The 17845-nt window shown below is 59.7% G+C and carries 14 protein-coding genes; 7 read left to right on the forward strand and 7 right to left on the reverse strand.

The window, feature by feature from the left end; translation table 11 throughout:
- Positions 1 to 444 precede the first annotated feature (444 nt).
- The 7 genes from LG31_RS0106240 to LG31_RS0106270 all read left to right on the forward strand — a co-directional run bounded on the left by LG31_RS0106240 (position 445) and on the right by LG31_RS0106270 (position 7168).
- A complete protein-coding gene (locus LG31_RS0106240) occupies positions 445 to 1062 on the forward strand; it encodes a glutathione S-transferase family protein (protein ID WP_033113630.1) in 618 nt (205 codons plus the stop codon).
- Positions 1063 to 1269: 207 nt separating this feature from the next.
- The gene (gene rbsD / locus LG31_RS0106245) at positions 1270 to 1689 is read left to right on the forward strand and encodes a D-ribose pyranase (protein WP_033113631.1); all 420 of its coding nucleotides are present in this window, start codon (positions 1270 to 1272) and stop codon (positions 1687 to 1689) included.
- 21 nt (positions 1690 to 1710) lie between these two features.
- On the forward strand, positions 1711 to 3240 hold the full coding sequence (rbsA, locus tag LG31_RS0106250) for a ribose ABC transporter ATP-binding protein RbsA (RefSeq protein ID WP_005336668.1): 1530 nt from the start codon (positions 1711 to 1713) through the stop codon (positions 3238 to 3240).
- Positions 3237 to 4205, forward strand: coding sequence for a ribose ABC transporter permease (gene rbsC / locus LG31_RS0106255; RefSeq protein ID WP_005336670.1), 969 nt, complete (start codon positions 3237 to 3239; stop codon positions 4203 to 4205). The genes rbsA and rbsC overlap by 4 nt, the downstream gene beginning before the upstream one ends.
- Before the next feature lie 30 nt (positions 4206 to 4235).
- Positions 4236 to 5111, forward strand: a complete 876-nt coding sequence (gene rbsB / locus LG31_RS0106260) for a ribose ABC transporter substrate-binding protein RbsB (RefSeq protein WP_005336672.1) — start codon at positions 4236 to 4238, stop codon at positions 5109 to 5111.
- A gap of 108 nt (positions 5112 to 5219) precedes the next feature.
- A complete protein-coding gene (rbsK, locus tag LG31_RS0106265; RefSeq protein WP_033113632.1) occupies positions 5220 to 6152 on the forward strand; it encodes a ribokinase in 933 nt (310 codons plus the stop codon).
- The gene (locus LG31_RS0106270; protein ID WP_033113633.1) at positions 6152 to 7168 is read left to right on the forward strand and encodes a substrate-binding domain-containing protein; all 1017 of its coding nucleotides are present in this window, start codon (positions 6152 to 6154) and stop codon (positions 7166 to 7168) included. Before rbsK ends, LG31_RS0106270 begins: the two co-directional genes overlap by 1 nt.
- 50 nt (positions 7169 to 7218) lie before the next feature.
- Here LG31_RS0106270 and cobB read toward each other — a convergent pair whose 3' ends face one another.
- Genes cobB through pheS form a run of 7 tightly spaced genes read right to left on the reverse strand, consistent with a single transcriptional unit; the run spans position 7219 to position 17602 of the window.
- A complete protein-coding gene (cobB, locus tag LG31_RS0106275) occupies positions 7219 to 7992 on the reverse strand; it encodes a Sir2 family NAD+-dependent deacetylase (RefSeq protein ID WP_033113634.1) in 774 nt (257 codons plus the stop codon).
- Between the two features lie 60 nt (positions 7993 to 8052).
- Positions 8053 to 8697 (reverse strand): GNAT family N-acetyltransferase, encoded by a 645-nt coding sequence (locus LG31_RS0106280; protein WP_033113635.1) that lies wholly within the window; start codon positions 8695 to 8697, stop codon positions 8053 to 8055.
- Positions 8698 to 8700: 3 nt separating this feature from the next.
- The gene (locus LG31_RS0106285; protein ID WP_033113636.1) at positions 8701 to 9945 is read right to left on the reverse strand and encodes a response regulator; all 1245 of its coding nucleotides are present in this window, start codon (positions 9943 to 9945) and stop codon (positions 8701 to 8703) included.
- Positions 9932 to 13903 carry an ATP-binding protein gene (locus tag LG31_RS0106290; RefSeq protein WP_084059557.1) on the reverse strand — a complete coding sequence of 1324 codons (3972 nt, stop codon included), beginning with the start codon at positions 13901 to 13903 and terminating at the stop codon, positions 9932 to 9934. The genes LG31_RS0106285 and LG31_RS0106290 overlap by 14 nt, the downstream gene beginning before the upstream one ends.
- Before the next feature lie 15 nt (positions 13904 to 13918).
- The gene (gene ihfA / locus LG31_RS0106295) at positions 13919 to 14215 is read right to left on the reverse strand and encodes an integration host factor subunit alpha (protein WP_005300715.1); all 297 of its coding nucleotides are present in this window, start codon (positions 14213 to 14215) and stop codon (positions 13919 to 13921) included.
- Positions 14216 to 14218: 3 nt separating this feature from the next.
- On the reverse strand, positions 14219 to 16606 hold the full coding sequence (gene pheT / locus LG31_RS0106300; RefSeq protein ID WP_033113637.1) for a phenylalanine--tRNA ligase subunit beta: 2388 nt from the start codon (positions 16604 to 16606) through the stop codon (positions 14219 to 14221).
- Between the two features lie 12 nt (positions 16607 to 16618).
- Positions 16619 to 17602, reverse strand: a complete 984-nt coding sequence (gene pheS, locus LG31_RS0106305) for a phenylalanine--tRNA ligase subunit alpha (RefSeq protein ID WP_016350663.1) — start codon at positions 17600 to 17602, stop codon at positions 16619 to 16621.
- Positions 17603 to 17845 lie beyond the last annotated feature (243 nt).

Raw genomic sequence — 17845 nt, forward strand, 5'->3', positions numbered from 1 at the left:
TCCAATCCACTCAGCTAGAGTGATATGTATTACATCTAACCTACATAGCCCAGAATAACTAGTAATTAATACTTATCATGCGGAAATAAGATAACTACCGTACAATAAAAAACCTTTCATCTGAATGACAAAAATCATTATCACTAAGATATATTTCACTTACCGTAAGCGGCTATCGGACTACATCAATAGATGTATCAAATGCAGACCATATTGGTCAGCAAAAAGTTTGCATGCTCTTGATTTTTGACTAAAGTCGGCAGTTTTAGGTAAGCGACAAGACTACCCCACCCGATTAATTCTGCGCTTTTTCATTACCCCTCAGGGGTGTAGATTGGTTGGGGGCAAGCGTTGCCCCCTCTCTTTTTTCATGACTGCCCGTGGTGCTCCGCGAAGCAATCTTTCGCCGATATCGCGGGTGGCCTGAGCCAATCAGGAGTATTCATGTCCGATCTGACCCTCTATTTCGCTCCCAGCACCTGTGCCATGGCCGTGCAGATTACCCTGCTGGAAGCGAATGCCCCGTTCCAACCCCGTCTCGTCAACCTCGCCGCAGGGGAGCAGCGTGACCCTGCGTATCTTGCCATCAACCCCAAAGGGCGGGTGCCTGCCCTTATTACCGAGCAAGGCACCCTGACCGAGACCCCGGCCCTGCTGCTCTATGTGGCGCAGCGCTTCCCCGATACCAAGCTGGCGCCGCTGGACAACCCGTTCCTGCTGGCCCGCATGCAGGAGGTCAACAGCTTCCTCGCCTCCACCGTGCATGTCTCCCACGCCCACGGTCGCCGTGGCAGCCGCTGGGCCGATGACGAGCAGGCCATTGCCGCCATGCAGCAGAAAGTCGCCAGCAATATGCGCGATGGCTTTGCCCAGATTGAGCAGCACTATCTGGCTGGCCCCTGGGTACTCGGCGAGCAGTTCAGCGTGGCGGACATCTATTTGTTCGTGGTCGCGGGCTGGCTGAAAAGCGATGGGGTCGAGATCAGTGAATTCCCCAAGGTTGCCGATCATTATCAGCGCATGCTGACCCGTCCGGCGGTCAACAAAGCCCTCTCCAACTAAGTAAAAAATCAATAGAAAGGGCGCCGAGGCTCTGCTGGCACCCTTCTTTCTCTCTCCTCCCCCGCCTTTGAGATCGTTTTCACATTTCCGTAGTTTTGCCGTGGCCCTTCCATCCTAAAAAGCCTATCTTTGCGCCATAACGCAACCGGTTGCGTAACCGGTTGCCTAATAAGAAACTGCGATGGCGAAAGCCTGATGAGGTGCTGTATGAAACGAGGCGTACTGCTCAATGCTCCCCTGAGTGCTCTGGTAGCACAGATGGGTCACACCGACGAGATCACCGTCTGCGATGCAGGCTTGCCCATTCCGGCAGGGCCGGAGCGGATCGATCTGGCGTTGATGGCGGGCACCCCCAGCCTCGAAACCGTGCTGAGCGCCCTGCTTACCGATCTGGTGGTGGAGAAGGTGATCATGGCGACCGAGATCAAGCAGATCAGCCCCGCCGCCCATCAGGCGCTGGTCGATCAGCTTGAGGCCCACGCAGCCGCCCAGGGCAAGCCCATCGCCATCGAATACTGCCTGCATGAGGAGTTCAAAACCCGCTCCCGCCAGAGCAAGGCGATCGTGCGCAGCGGCGAGGTGACTCCCTACGCCAACCTGATCCTCTGCGCCGGTGTGGCGTTTTAAGCCTCTTCAAGGAAGCTGCAAATGAGCACAACCTCCCCCCTCTCACCCATTCTGGAGCTGACCGGGATCGTCAAGACCTTCCCCGGTGTACGCGCCCTCGACGAAGCGGGTCTGCGGGTCTATCCGGGCCAGGTGATGGCCCTACTCGGTGAAAATGGCGCCGGCAAATCCACCCTGATGAAGGTGCTGACCGGCATCTATCAGGCCGATGCGGGCAGCGTCAGCTATCGCGGTCAACCGGTTCACTTCAAGGGGCCGCGCGACTCTCAGGATCAGGGGATCAGCATCATCCATCAGGAGCTGAACCTGCTGCCGGAGTTGTCTATTGCCGCCAACATCTTCCTCGGTCGCGAACCGCGCACCCGTTTTGGCAGCATTGACCACAAACAGCTGCGCGAGCGGGCGAGCGGCCTGCTGGCGCGACTTGGTGTCAAACACGGGCCGGATACCCGGCTAGGGGATCTCTCCATCGGCGAACAGCAGATGGTGGAGATCGCCAAGGCGCTGTCGTTTGATGCCAGCGTCATCATCATGGATGAACCCACCGATGCGTTGACCGATACCGAGACCGAGCAGCTGTTCAAGGTTATCCGCGAGCTGCGTGAGCAGGGTTGCGGCATCGTCTATATCTCCCACCGCCTCAAAGAGATCTTCGAGATCTGCGATCGGGTCACCGTGCTGCGCGATGGCAAGTGGATCGGCGAGAAGGCGGTGAGCGATCTGGATGAGGACAAGATCATCGAGATGATGGTGGGTCGCCGTCTGGAAGAGCAGTACCCGCGCCTTGAACGCGAGCTCGGCCCCGTCAGCCTGCAGGTGAAGGATCTGGCCGGTCCCGGCGTGCGCGGGGTGAGCTTCTCCCTGCGTCAGGGGGAAATTCTGGGTTTTAGCGGCCTGATGGGCTCCGGCCGCACCGAGCTGATGAAGCTTATCTATGGCGCCAGCCCCATCAGCGCCGGTGAAGTGGCTGTGGACGGTCATGCTCTGGTGCCCAAAAGCCCGGCCGACGGGTTGGCCGCAGGCATCGCCTATATCTCCGAAGATCGCAAGGGTGATGGGCTGGTGCTGGAGCTTTCGGTGCGCGAAAACATGAGTCTCTGCGCCCTCGACGAGTTCATCAGCAACGGCAAGATCGACGGCAAGGCCGAACGGCAGGCGGTGAGCGACTATGTCCGCCTCTTCAACATCAAGACCCCGAGTCAGGATCAGCTGATAAAACTGCTCTCCGGCGGCAACCAACAGAAGGTGGCCATCGCCAAGGGGCTGCTGACAAGGCCAAAAGTGCTGATCCTCGACGAGCCGACCCGCGGCGTCGACGTGGGGGCGAAGAAGGAGATCTATCAGCTGATCAACCAGTTCAAGAAGGAGGGGATGAGCATCATTCTGGTCTCCTCCGAGATGCCGGAAGTGCTCGGCATGAGTGATCGCATCATGGTGATGCACGAAGGGCGCATCAGCGCAGAGTTCAACACCCGCGATGCCAATCAGGAGAAGCTGATGGCGGCGGCAGTCGGTAAACAGTGGCAAGCAGAGCAAGAGGCATCCCAATGACAACCCAAACCCTTTCCCGCCGTGGCGTCATGAGCAAGGCGTGGTGGATCGAGAACAAATCCCTGGTCGCGCTGCTGGTCCTGATTGGTGTGGTCTCCTTTCTGAGCCCCAACTTCTTCACCGCCGACAACCTACTCAACATCCTGCGCCAAACCTCGGTCAACGCTATCATGGCGGTCGGTATGACGCTGGTTATCCTTACCGCCGGTATCGATCTGTCGGTCGGCTCGGTACTGGCCCTGTGCGGCGCGCTGGCCGCCACCATGGTCGCCATGGAGCTGCCGATCTGGCTGGTGGTGCCCCTCACTCTGGGTGCCGGTGCCCTGCTGGGTGGCGTCAGCGGTCTTATCATTGCCAAGGGCAAGGTGCAGGCATTTATCGCCACCCTGGTCACCATGACCGCCCTGCGCGGCATCACCATGGTCTATACCGAGGGGCGCCCCATCTCCACCGGTTTCAGTGACGGCGCCGATCACTTCGCCTGGCTCGGTACCGGTTACCTGTTCGGTCTGCCGGTGCCCATCTGGCTGATGGCCATCGTCTTCCTGCTCGCCTGGTTCATGCTCAACCACACCCGTCTCGGTCGCTACATCTACGCCCTGGGCGGTAACGAGTCTGCCACCCGTCTCTCCGGTATCAATGTGGATCGGGTGAAGCTGGCGGTGTATGGTCTGTGCGGCGCGCTCTCGGCGCTGGCAGGGCTTATCGTTACCTCTCGTCTCTCCTCTGCCCAGCCGACGGCGGGCATGGGTTACGAGCTGGATGCCATCGCCGCTGTGGTGCTGGGTGGTACCAGCCTGATGGGCGGCAAGGGCCGCATCATGGGGACCCTGATCGGTGCCTTGATCATCGGCTTCCTCAACAACGCCCTCAACCTGCTCGACGTATCCTCCTATTACCAGATGATCGCCAAGGCCAGCGTGATCTTGCTTGCCGTGATGATCGATAACAAAAGCAATCGTTGATAAGACAAGCCACACACAAGGAATGAAATGATGAAAAAGCTCAATACCCTGCTCGCTGCCGCCATCATGTCCGTGCTGGGCACCGCCCATGCCGCCGATCAAACCCTGGCGATGGTGGTCTCCACCCTCAACAACCCCTTCTTCGTCACCATGAAAGAGGGTGCCGAAGCCAAAGCCAAGGAGCTTGGCTACGAGCTGGTGGTACTGGACTCCCAGAATGACCCGGCCAAAGAGCTCTCCAACATGGAAGATCTCACCGTGCGCAAGGTCGGCGCCATCCTGATCAACCCCACCGACTCCGAAGCAGTCGGCAACGCTATCCGTCTGGCCAACCGTGCCAGCATTCCGGTACTGACCCTGGACCGTGGCGCTGCGCAGGGTGAGGTCAAGGCCCACATTGCCTCCGACAACGTGGCGGGCGGTAAGCTGGCCGGTGACTTCATCACCGAAAAACTGGGTACCGGTGCCAAGGTGATCCAGCTGGAAGGGATTGCCGGTACCTCCGCCGCCCGCGACCGTGGTGAAGGTTTTGCCCTGGCCGTGGCGGCCAACAAGCTGCAGGTACTGGCTTCCCAGCCTGCCGACTTTGACCGCACCAAGGGTCTGAACGTCATGGAAAACCTGCTGGCCGCCCATCCGACCGTACAGGCAGTGTTCGCCCAAAACGACGAGATGGCGCTGGGTGCCATCCGCGCGGTACAAGCTGCCGGTAAAGAGGTGATGATCGTCGGCTTCGACGGCACTGACGATGGCAAAGCCGCCGTTGCCAAGGGTAAACTGGCCGCCACCGTGGCCCAGCAACCAGCCCTGATCGGTGCCATCGGCGTCGAGACTGCCGACAAGGTGCTGAAAGGTCAGCCGGTCGAGAAATCCATTCCGGTACCGCTGCAAGTGGTCAGCAAATAAATCACAAGGGGGAGGCTCGCCTCCCCTTTTCCCTTTCGTTCAGGTGCCTCCCGGCTTGAGCTCACGCCATCACAGTGTTCAAGCCAAGATGCATCAGGAGTAGTCAACATGAATCGTCTCGTCGTTCTGGGCAGTGTCAATGCAGACCATGTGCTGCGCGTTCCCCACTTTCCTCGCCCGGGTGAAACCCTGACCGGCCACAGCTATCAGGTAGTGCCCGGTGGCAAGGGGGCCAATCAGGCAGTCGCTGCCGCCCGCCTCGGTGCCGCCGTCTCCTTTATCGCCCGCATCGGTGATGACGCCATCGGCCACCAGATGAAAGCCGGCTTTGCCAAAGATGGCATCGACGTCAGCGCCGTCGAGCTCGATCCCAAGCTCCCGACCGGTATCGCCATCATCTATGTGAGCGATGAGGGGGAGAACAGCATCGGTATCTCAGCCGAAGCCAACGGTGCCATCACCCCTGCTGTGGTGAAAAACCACGAAGCGATGATCGCCGACGCCCACACCCTGCTGTTGCAGCTGGAAGTGCCGCTGGAGAGCGTCCACGAAGCTGCCCGCCTGGCCCGCGCCCACGGCACCCGGGTGGTGCTCAACCCCGCCCCGGCCCGCCCGCTCTCAAGCGAGCTGCTGGCACTGGTCGACCTTATCACCCCCAACCAGACCGAAGCCGAATTGCTGACCGGCGTAAAAGTCACCGACGAAGCGAGCGCACGCGAGGCGGCCGCCCGCTTCCACCAGATGGGCATTGCGGATGTGATGATCACCCTGGGCGCGCAAGGGGTTTACTGCAGCAACGCAAAGCAGCAACAACTGATCCCGGGCTTTCGGGTCAAGGCGGTGGATACCACTGCCGCAGGCGATACCTTCAACGGCGCCCTGCTGGCGGCCGAGCTCGCCGGCGCCGACTTTGACGCTGCCGTGCGCTTTGCCCACGGGGCGGCGGCGCTCTCCGTCACCCGGTTCGGCGCCCAGAGCTCCATCCCGAGCAAGCCGGAGGTCGACACCTTCCTGCTTGAGCAGACTGCGCAGGGGCACTGATGGCCAATATCAAGGAGGTGGCGGCGCTGGCGGGGGTCTCGACCACCACCGTCTCCCACGTCATCAACGAGACCCGCTTCGTCTCCGAGGAGACCCGCGAGCGGGTCTTCGCGGCCATGCGCGAGCTCAACTATGCCCCGAGCCTGGTGGCCCGTAGCCTCAAGGTGAAGGAGACCAACAGTATCGGCATGCTGGTCACCACCTCCAGCAACCCCTTCTTTGCCGAGGTGGTGCGCGGGGTGGAGCGTTACTGCTTCGAGCAGGGCTACAATCTGATGCTGGGCAACACCGAGGGGCAAGCAGAGACCGCTCTCTCTTACCTCAAGATGATGCTGCGCAAGCGGGTCGATGGCCTGCTGATCATGTGCAGCGAAGGCCAACAAGAGGTATTCAATCAGCTCGACTGGCTCAAGAGCCTGCCGGTGGTGGTGATGGATTGGGGGCTGGTCAGTGAGGATGTGGATCTTATCGCCGACAACTCCTTCCACGGCGGTTATCTGGCAACCCGCCATCTGATTGAGCTGGGCCATACCGCCATCGGTTGCATCACAGGTCCCCACAGCCGCGCCCCCGCCAACCAGCGGCAAGCAGGCTTTGAGCAGGCGCTGCAGGAGGCCGGGCTCACCATCAATCCTGACTGGATCCAGGAGGGGGATTTTGACTGCGCCAGCGGCCATCAGGCGATGACTCGTCTGCTGGCATTGCCCGAGCGCCCCACCGCCCTCTTTGTCTGCAACGACATGATGGCGATGGGAGCCATCAGTGCCGCCCATCAGGCGGGGCTGGTGATCCCGCGGGATATCTCCATCGTCGGCTATGACAATGTGGCGCTGGCCGAATTTATGTCGCCGCCGCTCACTACCGTCAACCAGCCCAAAGAGGAGCTGGGGCGCCTCGCCGTCACCCGCCTGTTGGCTCGCATCAACGGCGAGGCTGTTGCAGACCACCTGATCACTGTTGACCCTGACTTGGTGATCAGGCAATCCTGCGCCCCCTGGCCGCCGAAGCAAAAGTAGATAACAACAAAAAAGGCGACTCACAGTCGCCTTTCTCTTTGCCGCCGCCTCTAGCGGTCGCGCATCTCCATCCAGTTGTGCCCCTCGATCTGTCTGGGCTGATGGATGCCGCACACTTCGAGCAGTTCATCCACATAGGCCGGCACCAACAGGGAGGCTGGCCCGTAGCGTTTTTCGTCAAACTGGCTGCCCACCTCGCTCGGCTCGAGATTGAGCTCTATGGTGTGAGCACCATTCAACCCCGCCTCGTGCACAAAACCGGCAGCCGGATAGACAGCCCCCGAGGTGCCGATGGAGATAAAGAGATCACACTGGGCCAGCGCGCTGTAGATGCGATCAAGCCCGATCGGCATTTCGCCAAACCAGACCACGTGGGGGCGCAGCGGCTGGGGGAACTGGCAACAGGAGCAGAACTCCTCCTGATGAAGATCGCCACGCCACTCTATAACCTGACCGGACTCGGGACAGCGGGCCTTGAGCAGTTCGCCATGCATGTGGATCAGGTTCTTGCTCCCTGCGCTCTCGTGCAGGTTGTCGATATTCTGGGTCACCAGGGTCACGGTGCCGGGGAAAAGACGCTCGAGACGAGCCAGCGCATAGTGGGCAGGATTGGGGTGCACCTGGGGTTGCTGGAGCTGTTTGCGGCGGGAGTTGTAAAAGCGCTGCACCAGTTCCGGATCTCTGGCATACCCTTCCGGCGTTGCCACATCCTCGACGCGGTGCTCCTCCCACAAACCGTCGCAGGCGCGGAAGGTCTTGATCCCCGACTCGGCAGAGATCCCCGCTCCGGTGAGGATCACGATATTTTTGATTGTCTGCCCCATAACATGCTCCGTCTCTCCCTGCGCAGTAGATGTGACCTTAGCACAGGGTAAAAAGTGGCTCTATTCGCCCTTGGTCTTAGTCATGGCGTAGACAACCTCTGCTGGCAGCCACTCGTCCAGCACGCTCAAATCGAGGCGCGCAAAGACCATCTCGCGACCGGTCACCAGAGTCAGCGGCAGCCCTAACCGCTTGAGCATCAGCAACATGGGGCGATTCTGGGCCAGCACTTCGGCCGTCCACTCGGCAATCCCCTCGGCCCTGGCGAGCAGGGCCAGCGCCAGCAAGATCCGTCGCCCCGCCCCGCGGTGCTGAAAGTGATCCGCCACGATGCAGGAAAATTCAGCCCGATCAGGATGAAGGCGGCGACGAATGGATTGGGCTTGTGCCAGCGGACGTCCCGCCATATCCGTCAGCAACAGGGCAATCTGCTGCTCCGGGTTGTAGTCGAGAAAGTGTGATACCAGCTCTGGCGAGGGGGTTCTCTTGGCCCGCATGAAACGCAGATAGATACTCTGGGCGCTGAGATCCTCATAGGCGGCCAGCATCTGCGCCGACTCGACCCCGAGCTGCTCGCGCAGCAGACAGGCTTCCCCGGAGAGATTCATTGCAATCGGCAGGGCCGAGCGGGCCACCGGATAAGGCCACCCCTCCAGCCCTTTGGCCAGACGCTCCCGCTGCATGGGCCAGCAGAGATAGCGGGGCATGGGCTACCAGCGCCCCGCGATACCGCGCTCTTGCCACATCTCGACATCAAGCAGGTTGTAGGGGTCATCCAGATAGATGTCGACTCCGAGTTCCCGCACCCGCGCCATAAAGCGGCCAAGCAGCGAATCGGCGCTCAACGACTCGATATCGGAGAGCATCCCCTGCCCCAGCAGCAAGGATTGCAGCGGCAGCCGCTCCAGCAGATCGAACGGCAGATGCTGGTTGTTGTCGAGCAGTAGCGCCAGCTTGCTCCCCGCCAGACTGGCCTGCAGCACCAGCGCAAAACGATCCGGATTGCTGAGCAGGTGATCACGGCGATGGATAAGCAGCGTCAGCTCGGATGGGGTTCGCGACTGCTCCGCCAGCCACTCCTTGAGCCGCTCCCAACGAGGGGGCAAGCCGCTCACGGCCAGCCAGACCGGTGCTGAAGTGGTGGGGCTAGAGAGCAAGCCAAGTTGTCCCAGTACCTGACCCTGCCAGGTCGTGATGGTGCGGCGCTGACCGCTCAGTCGGCGCTGGCGCAGCGGGCCAAGATAGAGACCGCGCAGCAACCTGAGCAGTTCATCGGAATCAAGCGGTTTGGCCAGTGCCGCCAGAATATTGAAGCCGGCATCGTGCAGCAGGCGACGAGCACCGTCGATCAGGGTCTGCTCATGGGCGGAGAGCAAAATGATCGGCAGTCCGTCTGACTGCAACTGTGGCTGTCCCATCAGCAGGCTGATGGCATCCTGATCCACCAGACTGAGATCACAGATGAGCAGACGAGTGCTCCCCTCACCCAACGCAGCAAGGCAGGCTTGCTCATCCTGCACCCAGTGACAGGTCAGCCCCAGTCCGGCGATGGTTTGCTGCAACTGCATCCCCTGAAACGGGTGATCTTCCAGCAGCAGGATCCGGCTGGCGGCAAGCCAGTTGCTCCACGCCTGATCGCTGGAGAGCAAACCTCCCTGCCAATCCTCTTCAATGGCGTAGATACCGTTATGCAGCTGGAGCTGGGAAAAATAATCCGCCGTACGGTGCGAGTCGGGATCATAGAGTGCGATGGCCCCCGCCGAGAAGAGCCCCTCCCACTGCCAGCAGGCATCAGGCTGGGTGCGGTGCAGCGCCACATAATTTGGCAGCGTCGCCTGCTTGGCCATCTCGTAAGAGGCGCAATCGAGAGCATAGAGCGCAATAGGACGAAAACCGGCCAACCCGGGATCTTCCGAGTTAAGCAGCGCCAGCAGTTCTTCATCAGTGATGATCATCTTCAGCCCTCTTGGTCAAATGCTGGCTGACCCCATCCAGCGCCCGGGTTAACCTGACAGTCAATTCGCTGTGCTTCGATTGCTGCCACTCGTCAATGACAGTGACAATGGCGGTTGCTCCTACCATTCTGGCGGCCCCTTTCAATTTGTGTAAAGCGGCATTCACCCCTTGCTCATCCTTATTTGTCAGACTCTGCTCCAGAGCCGCCAGATCGGCTCTGGTTGTATCCAGATAGAGCTGTGCCAGCTCTTTTGAGAGCAGCGATGAAGCAGATGAAGCCTCGGCCCCCCCCCCCTCTTTCTTGCCAAGCTGGTGAAGCATGGCCGCCAGCTCCCTTAACGCGACAGGCTTGTCGAGATGCCCGTTGCATCCGCACGATTGCAGCTCGATTGCTGCCTGTTCACTGAGATCTGCAGTAATCACATAGGCAGGCAGAGTGCGCCAGCGAGGTGAGCCACGCAGCCTGCGGCAGAGATCGGCGCCATTCATGACCGGCATCTGCAGATCGGTCAATACCAGATCCACTGCGTGATCAGCCAGCACATCGAGCGCCAGCTGGCCATTGGCAGCGGTCAGCACCTCGGCTCCCAGCTGCCCCAGCTGTAGCTTGATCAGCTCCCGGTTGACATCGTGATCTTCTACCAGCAACACCCGCATGCCAAGACCGGGGCGGGTTGCCGAAGAGGGCTCTGCGACATCAAGCCTGGGTTGCAACAGATTGATGACGGTACCGGGAACCCAGGGCTCCCCCAGCCACTCCCAGTAATAAAATCCCTTCTCATCGACCTGAGCCTGCAACCTGTGGTTTGCCGCGCCAGATACCTCAACCCCGAATCTTGCGAGCCAGGGAACGAGTTGCTTCACCTCATCGGGAGGCAGTGAGAGTGCCAGCTCTCGCACCTTGGGCTGCCAATGATGCGCCTGTTTGAGCAGTTTGAGGGGCAACTCGCAGAAGAAGCGGCTGCCACCTCCCGTTCTGGGTTCGACATCTATGAGCCCCCCCATCTGCTCGATAAGCTGCTTGCAGATGGCGAGCCCGAGGCCGGTCCCCGGCGCCCTCAGCTGCCCCGCCACCGCGAACTGTTCAAACGGCATGAAGAGGGTTGGCCGCATCTCGTCGGTAATACCCGGCCCCTGATCGTCCACACCAAAACGAAGGGTCGAGCCCATACTCTCGGCCCACAGCACCACCTCGCCACGATGGCTGAACTTGATGGCATTGGAGAGCAGGTTGTGCAGAACCTGCTGGATGCGATGGGGATCGAGGGTCTGCAAGGCGGGCATCGCCGGATCAAGCTGCAAACGCAATTGCAGCTGCTTGGCTCTGGCCTTGGTCCAGTGCACTGCCGCCACGTGTTCGCACAGCTCGGTGAAATCGGTCGGCTGTGGCGAGAGCGACAGGGTACTGTTCTCATTGCGGCTGAAATCGAGCACGTCGTTAAGCAGGCCGAGCAACTCGTCCCCGGCCTGACGGATCCGGGCCAGCGCCGAGCCCTGCTCCTGGGAGAGCGGGGTGCTGGCGAGCCACTCCAGCAGGCCGAGAATGGCGTTCATCGGAGTGCGGATCTCGTGGCTGATGGCCGCCAGAAAACGTCCCTTGGCCTGCACCGCCTGCTGTGCCTCTTCATGAGAGAGTTGCAGAGCCTGCTCCTGTTCAACCCGCGCCGTCACATCCTGCATAACCGCATAGATGCGCCACCCCTGTGGTTGGCTGCGACCACGCCCAGAGAGCTGCAACCAGCGCAGACCCTGCTCGGGATGGTGATAGCGCAGGTTACAGACAAAGGGCTTGCCCTCATGCAGCATGGCGAACATGGTGCTGCGCGCCTGTTGCAGATCTTCACGCTCCAGCAGATCAAGCACCCGAGCCGGTTCACGTCGGATCTGCTGGCTGGCCAGCCCCAACAGCTCGTAACAGCCGCGGCTGATGAACTCGATGGTAGCCACGCTCTCTTGAACCAGGAGGAATTGCAGCACCACCCCGGGCACGGTATTGGTCAATGCTCGCAGCCGCCGCTCAGCCTGACGCAGGATGCGCGCCTGTTGCCGCAGAGCGCTTATATCAGACAAGGCAATGAGATCGGTCGCTGGCGCCTGCTTCTCCAGTCGCAGCGGATGCTGCACATAGGCAAACACCTGCTCGCCAAGGTTCAGCACCCCTTCGCTCTTTTGTGATTGCACCTCGGGCAGCAACAGTTCCGCGCCATAACGCAGTGAAAGCCGATGTCCCTGCTTGTTGGATTTGATCACCCTTCCCTGCTCGTTGCGCAAATAGACGGGAACAGGAAGGGCCTGAAACATGGTTTCGCGCAGCTCACTTTCGATTGCCAGCGCTTTTTCTGCCGCCAGCCGCTGAGCGACCTCACGGGCCAGCTGCTGGCGCGAGCGCCAGATCACCCCGATCACGATGCCACTGATCAGCAGCGCCAGCGCGATGGAACCAAACCAGGCACCATAACTGACTCCGGATTGCTGCATCACCACCAGACGGCGCCAACGCTGGTTGAGTTCATCGATCTGGGTATTGGTCAAGGCCATCAGGTTTCTGTCTATCACGCCGGCCAGCTCGGTCTGATCCTTGCGAATGGCAAAGCCGAGTCCGAATCTGTCATCCAGCTCCTTGATCTGAAGCCCTTCCAGCTGATGGGTGCGCTGGGGATATTGCAACTGGTACAGCTCGCTCAGCATGGCGTCAGCCTTGCCTTGCTGCAGCAGCGCGATGCCCTGGCTCAGGTCATCGGTGCGGACCCATTCCTGATCACCCAACTGCGCCAACAGAGAAGGATCGTAGAGTGATTCCGGTACCAGGATCCGCTGTTTGCCCAGCTGGGAGAATTTGTCTGCGCTGATGGTACGCTTGCTGATCAGGGCAAAGCGGTTGATGGAGATCATCCGGCTGAAAGTAAAGTCATCGGCGAGCTCGGGAGACTCCGGCAAACCTGCCATCATGTCGGCCTCACCGCTACGCAGTTTCTCTATCGCCTCGGCCTTGGTGGCTGCCGGCACCAGCATATATTTGAGGCCACTCTCCTGAGTTACCCAGTTCAGGATATCTACGCTCCACCCTTTTGCTTCCCCTTGGTCGTTGATGCCGCTGTAGGGCATCAACTGCGGGTTCATCACCAGACGCACAACCCGCCTTCTGCCAGAAAGCCAGGCCTGTTCGGCGTCATTGAAATGGAGCCGGTTGATATAGAGCGCCCCCTGATCCATGTAGCGGCTCAAGTCGGTATAGAGGGTACCGGCGGGCATATAGCGAATGAGGGTATCGACAAACTTGGCCAGCTCGGGATCGTTGCGCATCATCAGGCGATAGCTGACCACCCGCTCATCACCCAGCAGACGGCGCAGACGCAAGCCGTCGGCAGGATACTCGCGCATCAGGTAGCGCAGCTGGAGATAGTCCCCCAGATAGGCGGTGTCCTTCTCCCCCTCAAGAGCTGAGTAGATACTCTCCCCTCTCCTCAGGGTTCTGAGCTCAGCCCCCGGATGCAGTTCACGCAAAATTGCGCTGGTATCCGTGGCGGAAGAGACCAGAAACGTTGCCTGATGAAGATCGCCCCGATAGAGAATGGCGGCATCCGTCTCCATCATGGGACGGCTTACCAGCAGGCCGCTCTCCTCTCTACCCAGGGTTCCGATATGGGGGATAATGTCGCATGAACCACGCAGCAAGGCGGCGCGGGCAGCCTGCCAATCGGCCATCTCGGAGAGTTTCAGTGGCACAGGCAACATATCAGCAAGACGGAGCAGACGATCTTTTAGCAAGCCACCATCAGGGGTGACATAGGGCGGGGGAAGTGCAGCCGGGTAGCACACCTTGAGCTCTTTGATGGAGCGAAGGTAGGCCTGAGTTGCCGGATCGAGAGGAAGCATCATGGCCTGCAGTGGCATGGCCAGCATGGCTCCCAACAGTAACAGGGATCTTTTTATCATCGATAAGTAAAAGCCAGGCATTTGCCTGGCTTTTTATCACTCGTTGGGTTCAACATTTTCTACCCTGGCCTTGAGTTTCTGGCCAGGCCGGAAGGTCACCACGCGGCGGGCACTGATAGGAATATCTTCGCCTGTCTTGGGGTTACGTCCGGGACGCTGATTCTTCTCACGAAGGTCAAAGTTACCGAAGCCTGAGATTTTGACTTGTTCACCACGCTCAAGCGCTTGTCTGATCTCTTCAAAGAAGGCTTCCACCATATCTTTGGCTTCACGCTTGCTCATCCCGAGCTGGGTGAACAGGTGCTCTGCAATGTCGGCTTTGGTAAGCGCCATAGATCAATCCCTCAAGGATGCATTCAACTCTTCACCAAGGGCCCGCACGACATTGTCTACGGTCTCGGCAATCTCTTTCTCCTCCAGGGTGCGCTGGGTATCTTGCAGAACAAGACTGATGGCCAGGCTCTTCTTGTCCTCGGCCATACCAGCACCCTGGTATACGTCAAACAAGTTTATTCCAACTACCTGATTTCCGCCAACTTTTTTAATTACTGCCAGAACATCCCCTGCCAGAACCTGACGATCAACCACCACTGCGATGTCACGACGGTTAGCCGGGAACTTGGATACTTCAGCAGCAACCGGTACTTTGGCAGGGGTCAGCTTGTCCAGCTCCAGTTCGAACATGACGGCGCGGCTCTTGAGGCCCAACTTCTTCTCGAGGCTCGGGTGGATCACGCCAATGTGGCCAATCACCACGCCATTGCGCAGAATGGCAGCGCTCTGACCCGGATGCAGGGCACTGTGCTCGGCACGCTCGAAGGTAAAGGTGGCCCCTTCGGCGGTCAGATCCAGCACCGCTTCAAGATCCCCTTTCAAATCAAAGAAGTCGGCGGCGCGGGTTTTGATGTCCCAATGCTCGTCGCTCTGGTTGCCGGTGATGATACCGGCCAGCATCGGCTCCTGACGGATGCCGTTCTCGGCATTTTCGTCCTTGATGAAGCGCAGACCCTGCTCGAACAGACGCACCCGCGGCTGCTGACGGTTCTGGTTGTAAACCACGGCCTGCACCAGACCCGGGAACAGAGAGACACGCATGGCGGACATCTCGACCGAAATCGGGTTAGGCAGCACGATGGCATCGCTCTGCGGGAACAGGGTTTGCTGGGTCTTGGGATCGACGAAGCTATAGGTGATCGCTTCCTGGAAGCCGCGATCAACCAGCAGGTCACGCACGCGCTTCAAGGTCACCTGCCCTTCTGCCTGCTCCACCATCGCCAGAGAGGCTGCGGGTTTCAGGTTCGGGATGTTGTTGTAGCCGTAGATGCGGGCCACTTCCTCGATGAGGTCTTCCTCAATCGCGATATCGAAACGCCAGGAGGGCGCCAGCGCAGTCCAACCGTCAGCATCCACAGTGACCTGCATGCCGAGGCGAGTCAGGATCTCGACCACCTGAGCATCTGCCACGCTGATACCGATCACCTTGTCGAGCTTGGTGCGACGCAGCTTGATGGGTGCCGCTTTCGGCAGATGGGCGTCGGATTTGACTTCGATGACCGGGCCGGCTTCGCCGCCGCAGATATCTAGCAGCAGACGAGTGGCACGATCCATCACCTTGGCTTGCAGCTCGGGGTCCACCCCACGCTCAAAGCGGTGGGAGGAGTCGGTGTGCAGACCGTAGGCACGGGCACGACCGGTGATGGAGAGCGGTGCGAAGAAGGCGCACTCCAGCAGGATGTCGGTGGTGGTCTCGGACACACCGGTGCGATCGCCGCCGAAGATACCGGCCATGCAGGCAGGGCCTTTGGCATCGGCAATCACCAGGGTGGTCTCTTTAAGCTTCACTTCGTTGCCGTCAAGCAGGGTCATCGGCTCATCCGCATGGGCACGGCGCACCACCAGTTCCCCTTCCAGCGTTGCCAGATCGAAGGCGTGCATCGGCTGACCGTATTCCAGCAGCAGGTAGTTGGTGATGTCGACGATGGCATCGATGGAACGAATGCCGCCACGACGCAGCTTCTCTTGCATCCAGAGCGGGCTCTGAGCCTGCAGGTTCAACCCCTTGATGACGCGGCCCAAATAACGGGGGCAATCGGCGGTTGCTTCAACCCGGATCGGGAAGGTAGCGTCGATAGTGGCAACAGCAGGCGCCCAGGTCGGCTCGACCACGTCAACGCTGTTGAGCACGCCGATTTCACGGGCCAGACCCGCGATGCCGAGGCAATCGGCACGGTTCGGGGTCAGATCCACGTCGATGCTGACATCGTTGAGCGCGAGGTATTCGCGGATATCGGTGCCGATAGGCGCATCCAGCGGCAGCTCGATGATGCCATCGGCTTCGACGTCGATACCCAGCTCGCTGAAGGAGCAGAGCATGCCGTGGGACGGCTGGCCACGCAGCTTGGCTTTCTTGATGGTGAAATCACCCGGCAGGGTCGCCCCTACTTTGGCCACGCACACTTTCAAGCCCTGACGGCAGTTCGGCGCGCCGCAGACGATGTCCAGCAGCTCGGCCTCGCCCACGTTGACCTTGGTCACCCGCAGTTTGTCGGCGTCCGGATGCTGGGCGCACTCGACCACTTCACCCACCACCACATTGTTGAACTGGCCAGCCACCGCTTCCACGGCGTCCACTTCCAGACCGGCCATGGTGATCTGCTCGGCCAGTGCATTGTCACTCAACTCGGTGCGGACCCACTCCATCACCCAGGATTTACTGAATTTCATGTTCTCTCGCCCTTACTTGAACTGCTTGAGGAAGCGCAGGTCGTTTTCGAAGAAGGCACGCAGGTCGTTGACCCCGTAGCGCAGCATGGTCAGGCGCTCAACGCCCATGCCGAAGGCAAAGCCGGAGTATTTTTCCGGATCGATACCGACCGAACGCAGCACGTTCGGGTGCACCATGCCGCAGCCCAGCACTTCCAGCCACTTGCCGTTCTTGCCCATCACGTCGACTTCAGCGCTCGGCTCGGTGAACGGGAAATAGGAAGGACGGAAGCGAATGGTCAAGTCTTCCTCGAAGTAGTTGCGCAGGAAGTCGTGCAGGATCCCTTTCAGCTCGGTGAAGCTGGCATGTTCGTCAACCAGCAGACCTTCAACCTGATGGAACATCGGGGTGTGGGTCATGTCATAGTCGTTACGATAGACGCGGCCCGGCGCGATGATGCGGATCGGCGGCTGCTGATGTTCCATGGTGCGGATCTGCACACCGGAGGTGTGGGTACGCAGCATCAGGTCAGGATTGAAGTAGAAGGTATCGTGATCGGTACGCGCCGGATGGTGAGCCGGAATATTCAGCGCATCGAAGTTGTGGAAACCATCTTCAATCTCGGGACCACGGGCAACCTTGAAGCCCATCTCGCCAAACAGGCGTTCGATACGCTCAATGGTGCGAGTCACCGGGTGCAGACCGCCATTCTCGATGCGGCGGCCCGGCAGGCTGACGTCGATGGTCTCAGCAGCCAGCTTCTGGTTCAGCACGGCAACTTCGAGAGCTTCACGGCGCTCGTTCAGGGCATCCTGAACCTGCTGTTTGGCTTGGTTGATCACGGCGCCCGCGGCGGGACGCTCTTCGGCAGACAAGGCCCCCAGGCCCTTCATCTGCTCGGTAAAAAAGCCCTTTTTACCCAGATATTTGACCCGGATTTCGTCGAGGGCGGCGATGTCGCTTACGCCCTCAATTTCGGCTCTGGCTTGGCCGACTACTTCTTCAAGCTGTTGCATGTCTTCCTCGTCACCACTCCCGGTACAGGAGCCTTTAGGCTAAATAAGGTCAAGAGGGGAATAATACAAAAAAAGCCCCTTCGCTGACCATAGTTAAGGCCCCCTTTTCTCCCTAGAAATCATTTTGTTATATCAAGTGAGTCTCGAGTTACCCCTACCCTTGTTTAAAATAGTGTCATCAACACCAAGTTTGTTGGCATATAATGTATTTGGAAGACCCTATGAAGTCGTGTCGTATAGGCC

It is taken from the genome of Aeromonas lacus, assembly GCF_000764665.1.
In the GTDB taxonomy this organism is placed as follows: domain Bacteria; phylum Pseudomonadota; class Gammaproteobacteria; order Enterobacterales; family Aeromonadaceae; genus Aeromonas; species Aeromonas lacus.

Bases quoted from the DNA above. Each gene is read 5' to 3' on its own strand.
- LG31_RS0106240 (WP_033113630.1), top strand. From the start codon at position 445: ATGTCCGATCTGACCCTCTATTTCGCTCCCAGCACCTGTGCCATGGCC.
- rbsD (WP_033113631.1), top strand. From the start codon at position 1,270: ATGAAACGAGGCGTACTGCTCAATGCTCCCCTGAGTGCTCTGGTAGCA.
- rbsA (WP_005336668.1), top strand. From the start codon at position 1,711: ATGAGCACAACCTCCCCCCTCTCACCCATTCTGGAGCTGACCGGGATC.
- rbsC (WP_005336670.1), top strand. From the start codon at position 3,237: ATGACAACCCAAACCCTTTCCCGCCGTGGCGTCATGAGCAAGGCGTGG.
- rbsB (WP_005336672.1), top strand. From the start codon at position 4,236: ATGAAAAAGCTCAATACCCTGCTCGCTGCCGCCATCATGTCCGTGCTG.
- rbsK (WP_033113632.1), top strand. From the start codon at position 5,220: ATGAATCGTCTCGTCGTTCTGGGCAGTGTCAATGCAGACCATGTGCTG.
- LG31_RS0106270 (WP_033113633.1), top strand. From the start codon at position 6,152: ATGGCCAATATCAAGGAGGTGGCGGCGCTGGCGGGGGTCTCGACCACC.
- cobB (WP_033113634.1), bottom strand. From the start codon at position 7,992: ATGGGGCAGACAATCAAAAATATCGTGATCCTCACCGGAGCGGGGATC.
- LG31_RS0106280 (WP_033113635.1), bottom strand. From the start codon at position 8,697: ATGCCCCGCTATCTCTGCTGGCCCATGCAGCGGGAGCGTCTGGCCAAA.
- LG31_RS0106285 (WP_033113636.1), bottom strand. From the start codon at position 9,945: ATGATCATCACTGATGAAGAACTGCTGGCGCTGCTTAACTCGGAAGAT.
- LG31_RS0106290 (WP_084059557.1), bottom strand. From the start codon at position 13,903: ATGCCTGGCTTTTACTTATCGATGATAAAAAGATCCCTGTTACTGTTG.
- ihfA (WP_005300715.1), bottom strand. From the start codon at position 14,215: ATGGCGCTTACCAAAGCCGACATTGCAGAGCACCTGTTCACCCAGCTC.
- pheT (WP_033113637.1), bottom strand. From the start codon at position 16,606: ATGAAATTCAGTAAATCCTGGGTGATGGAGTGGGTCCGCACCGAGTTG.
- pheS (WP_016350663.1), bottom strand. From the start codon at position 17,602: ATGCAACAGCTTGAAGAAGTAGTCGGCCAAGCCAGAGCCGAAATTGAG.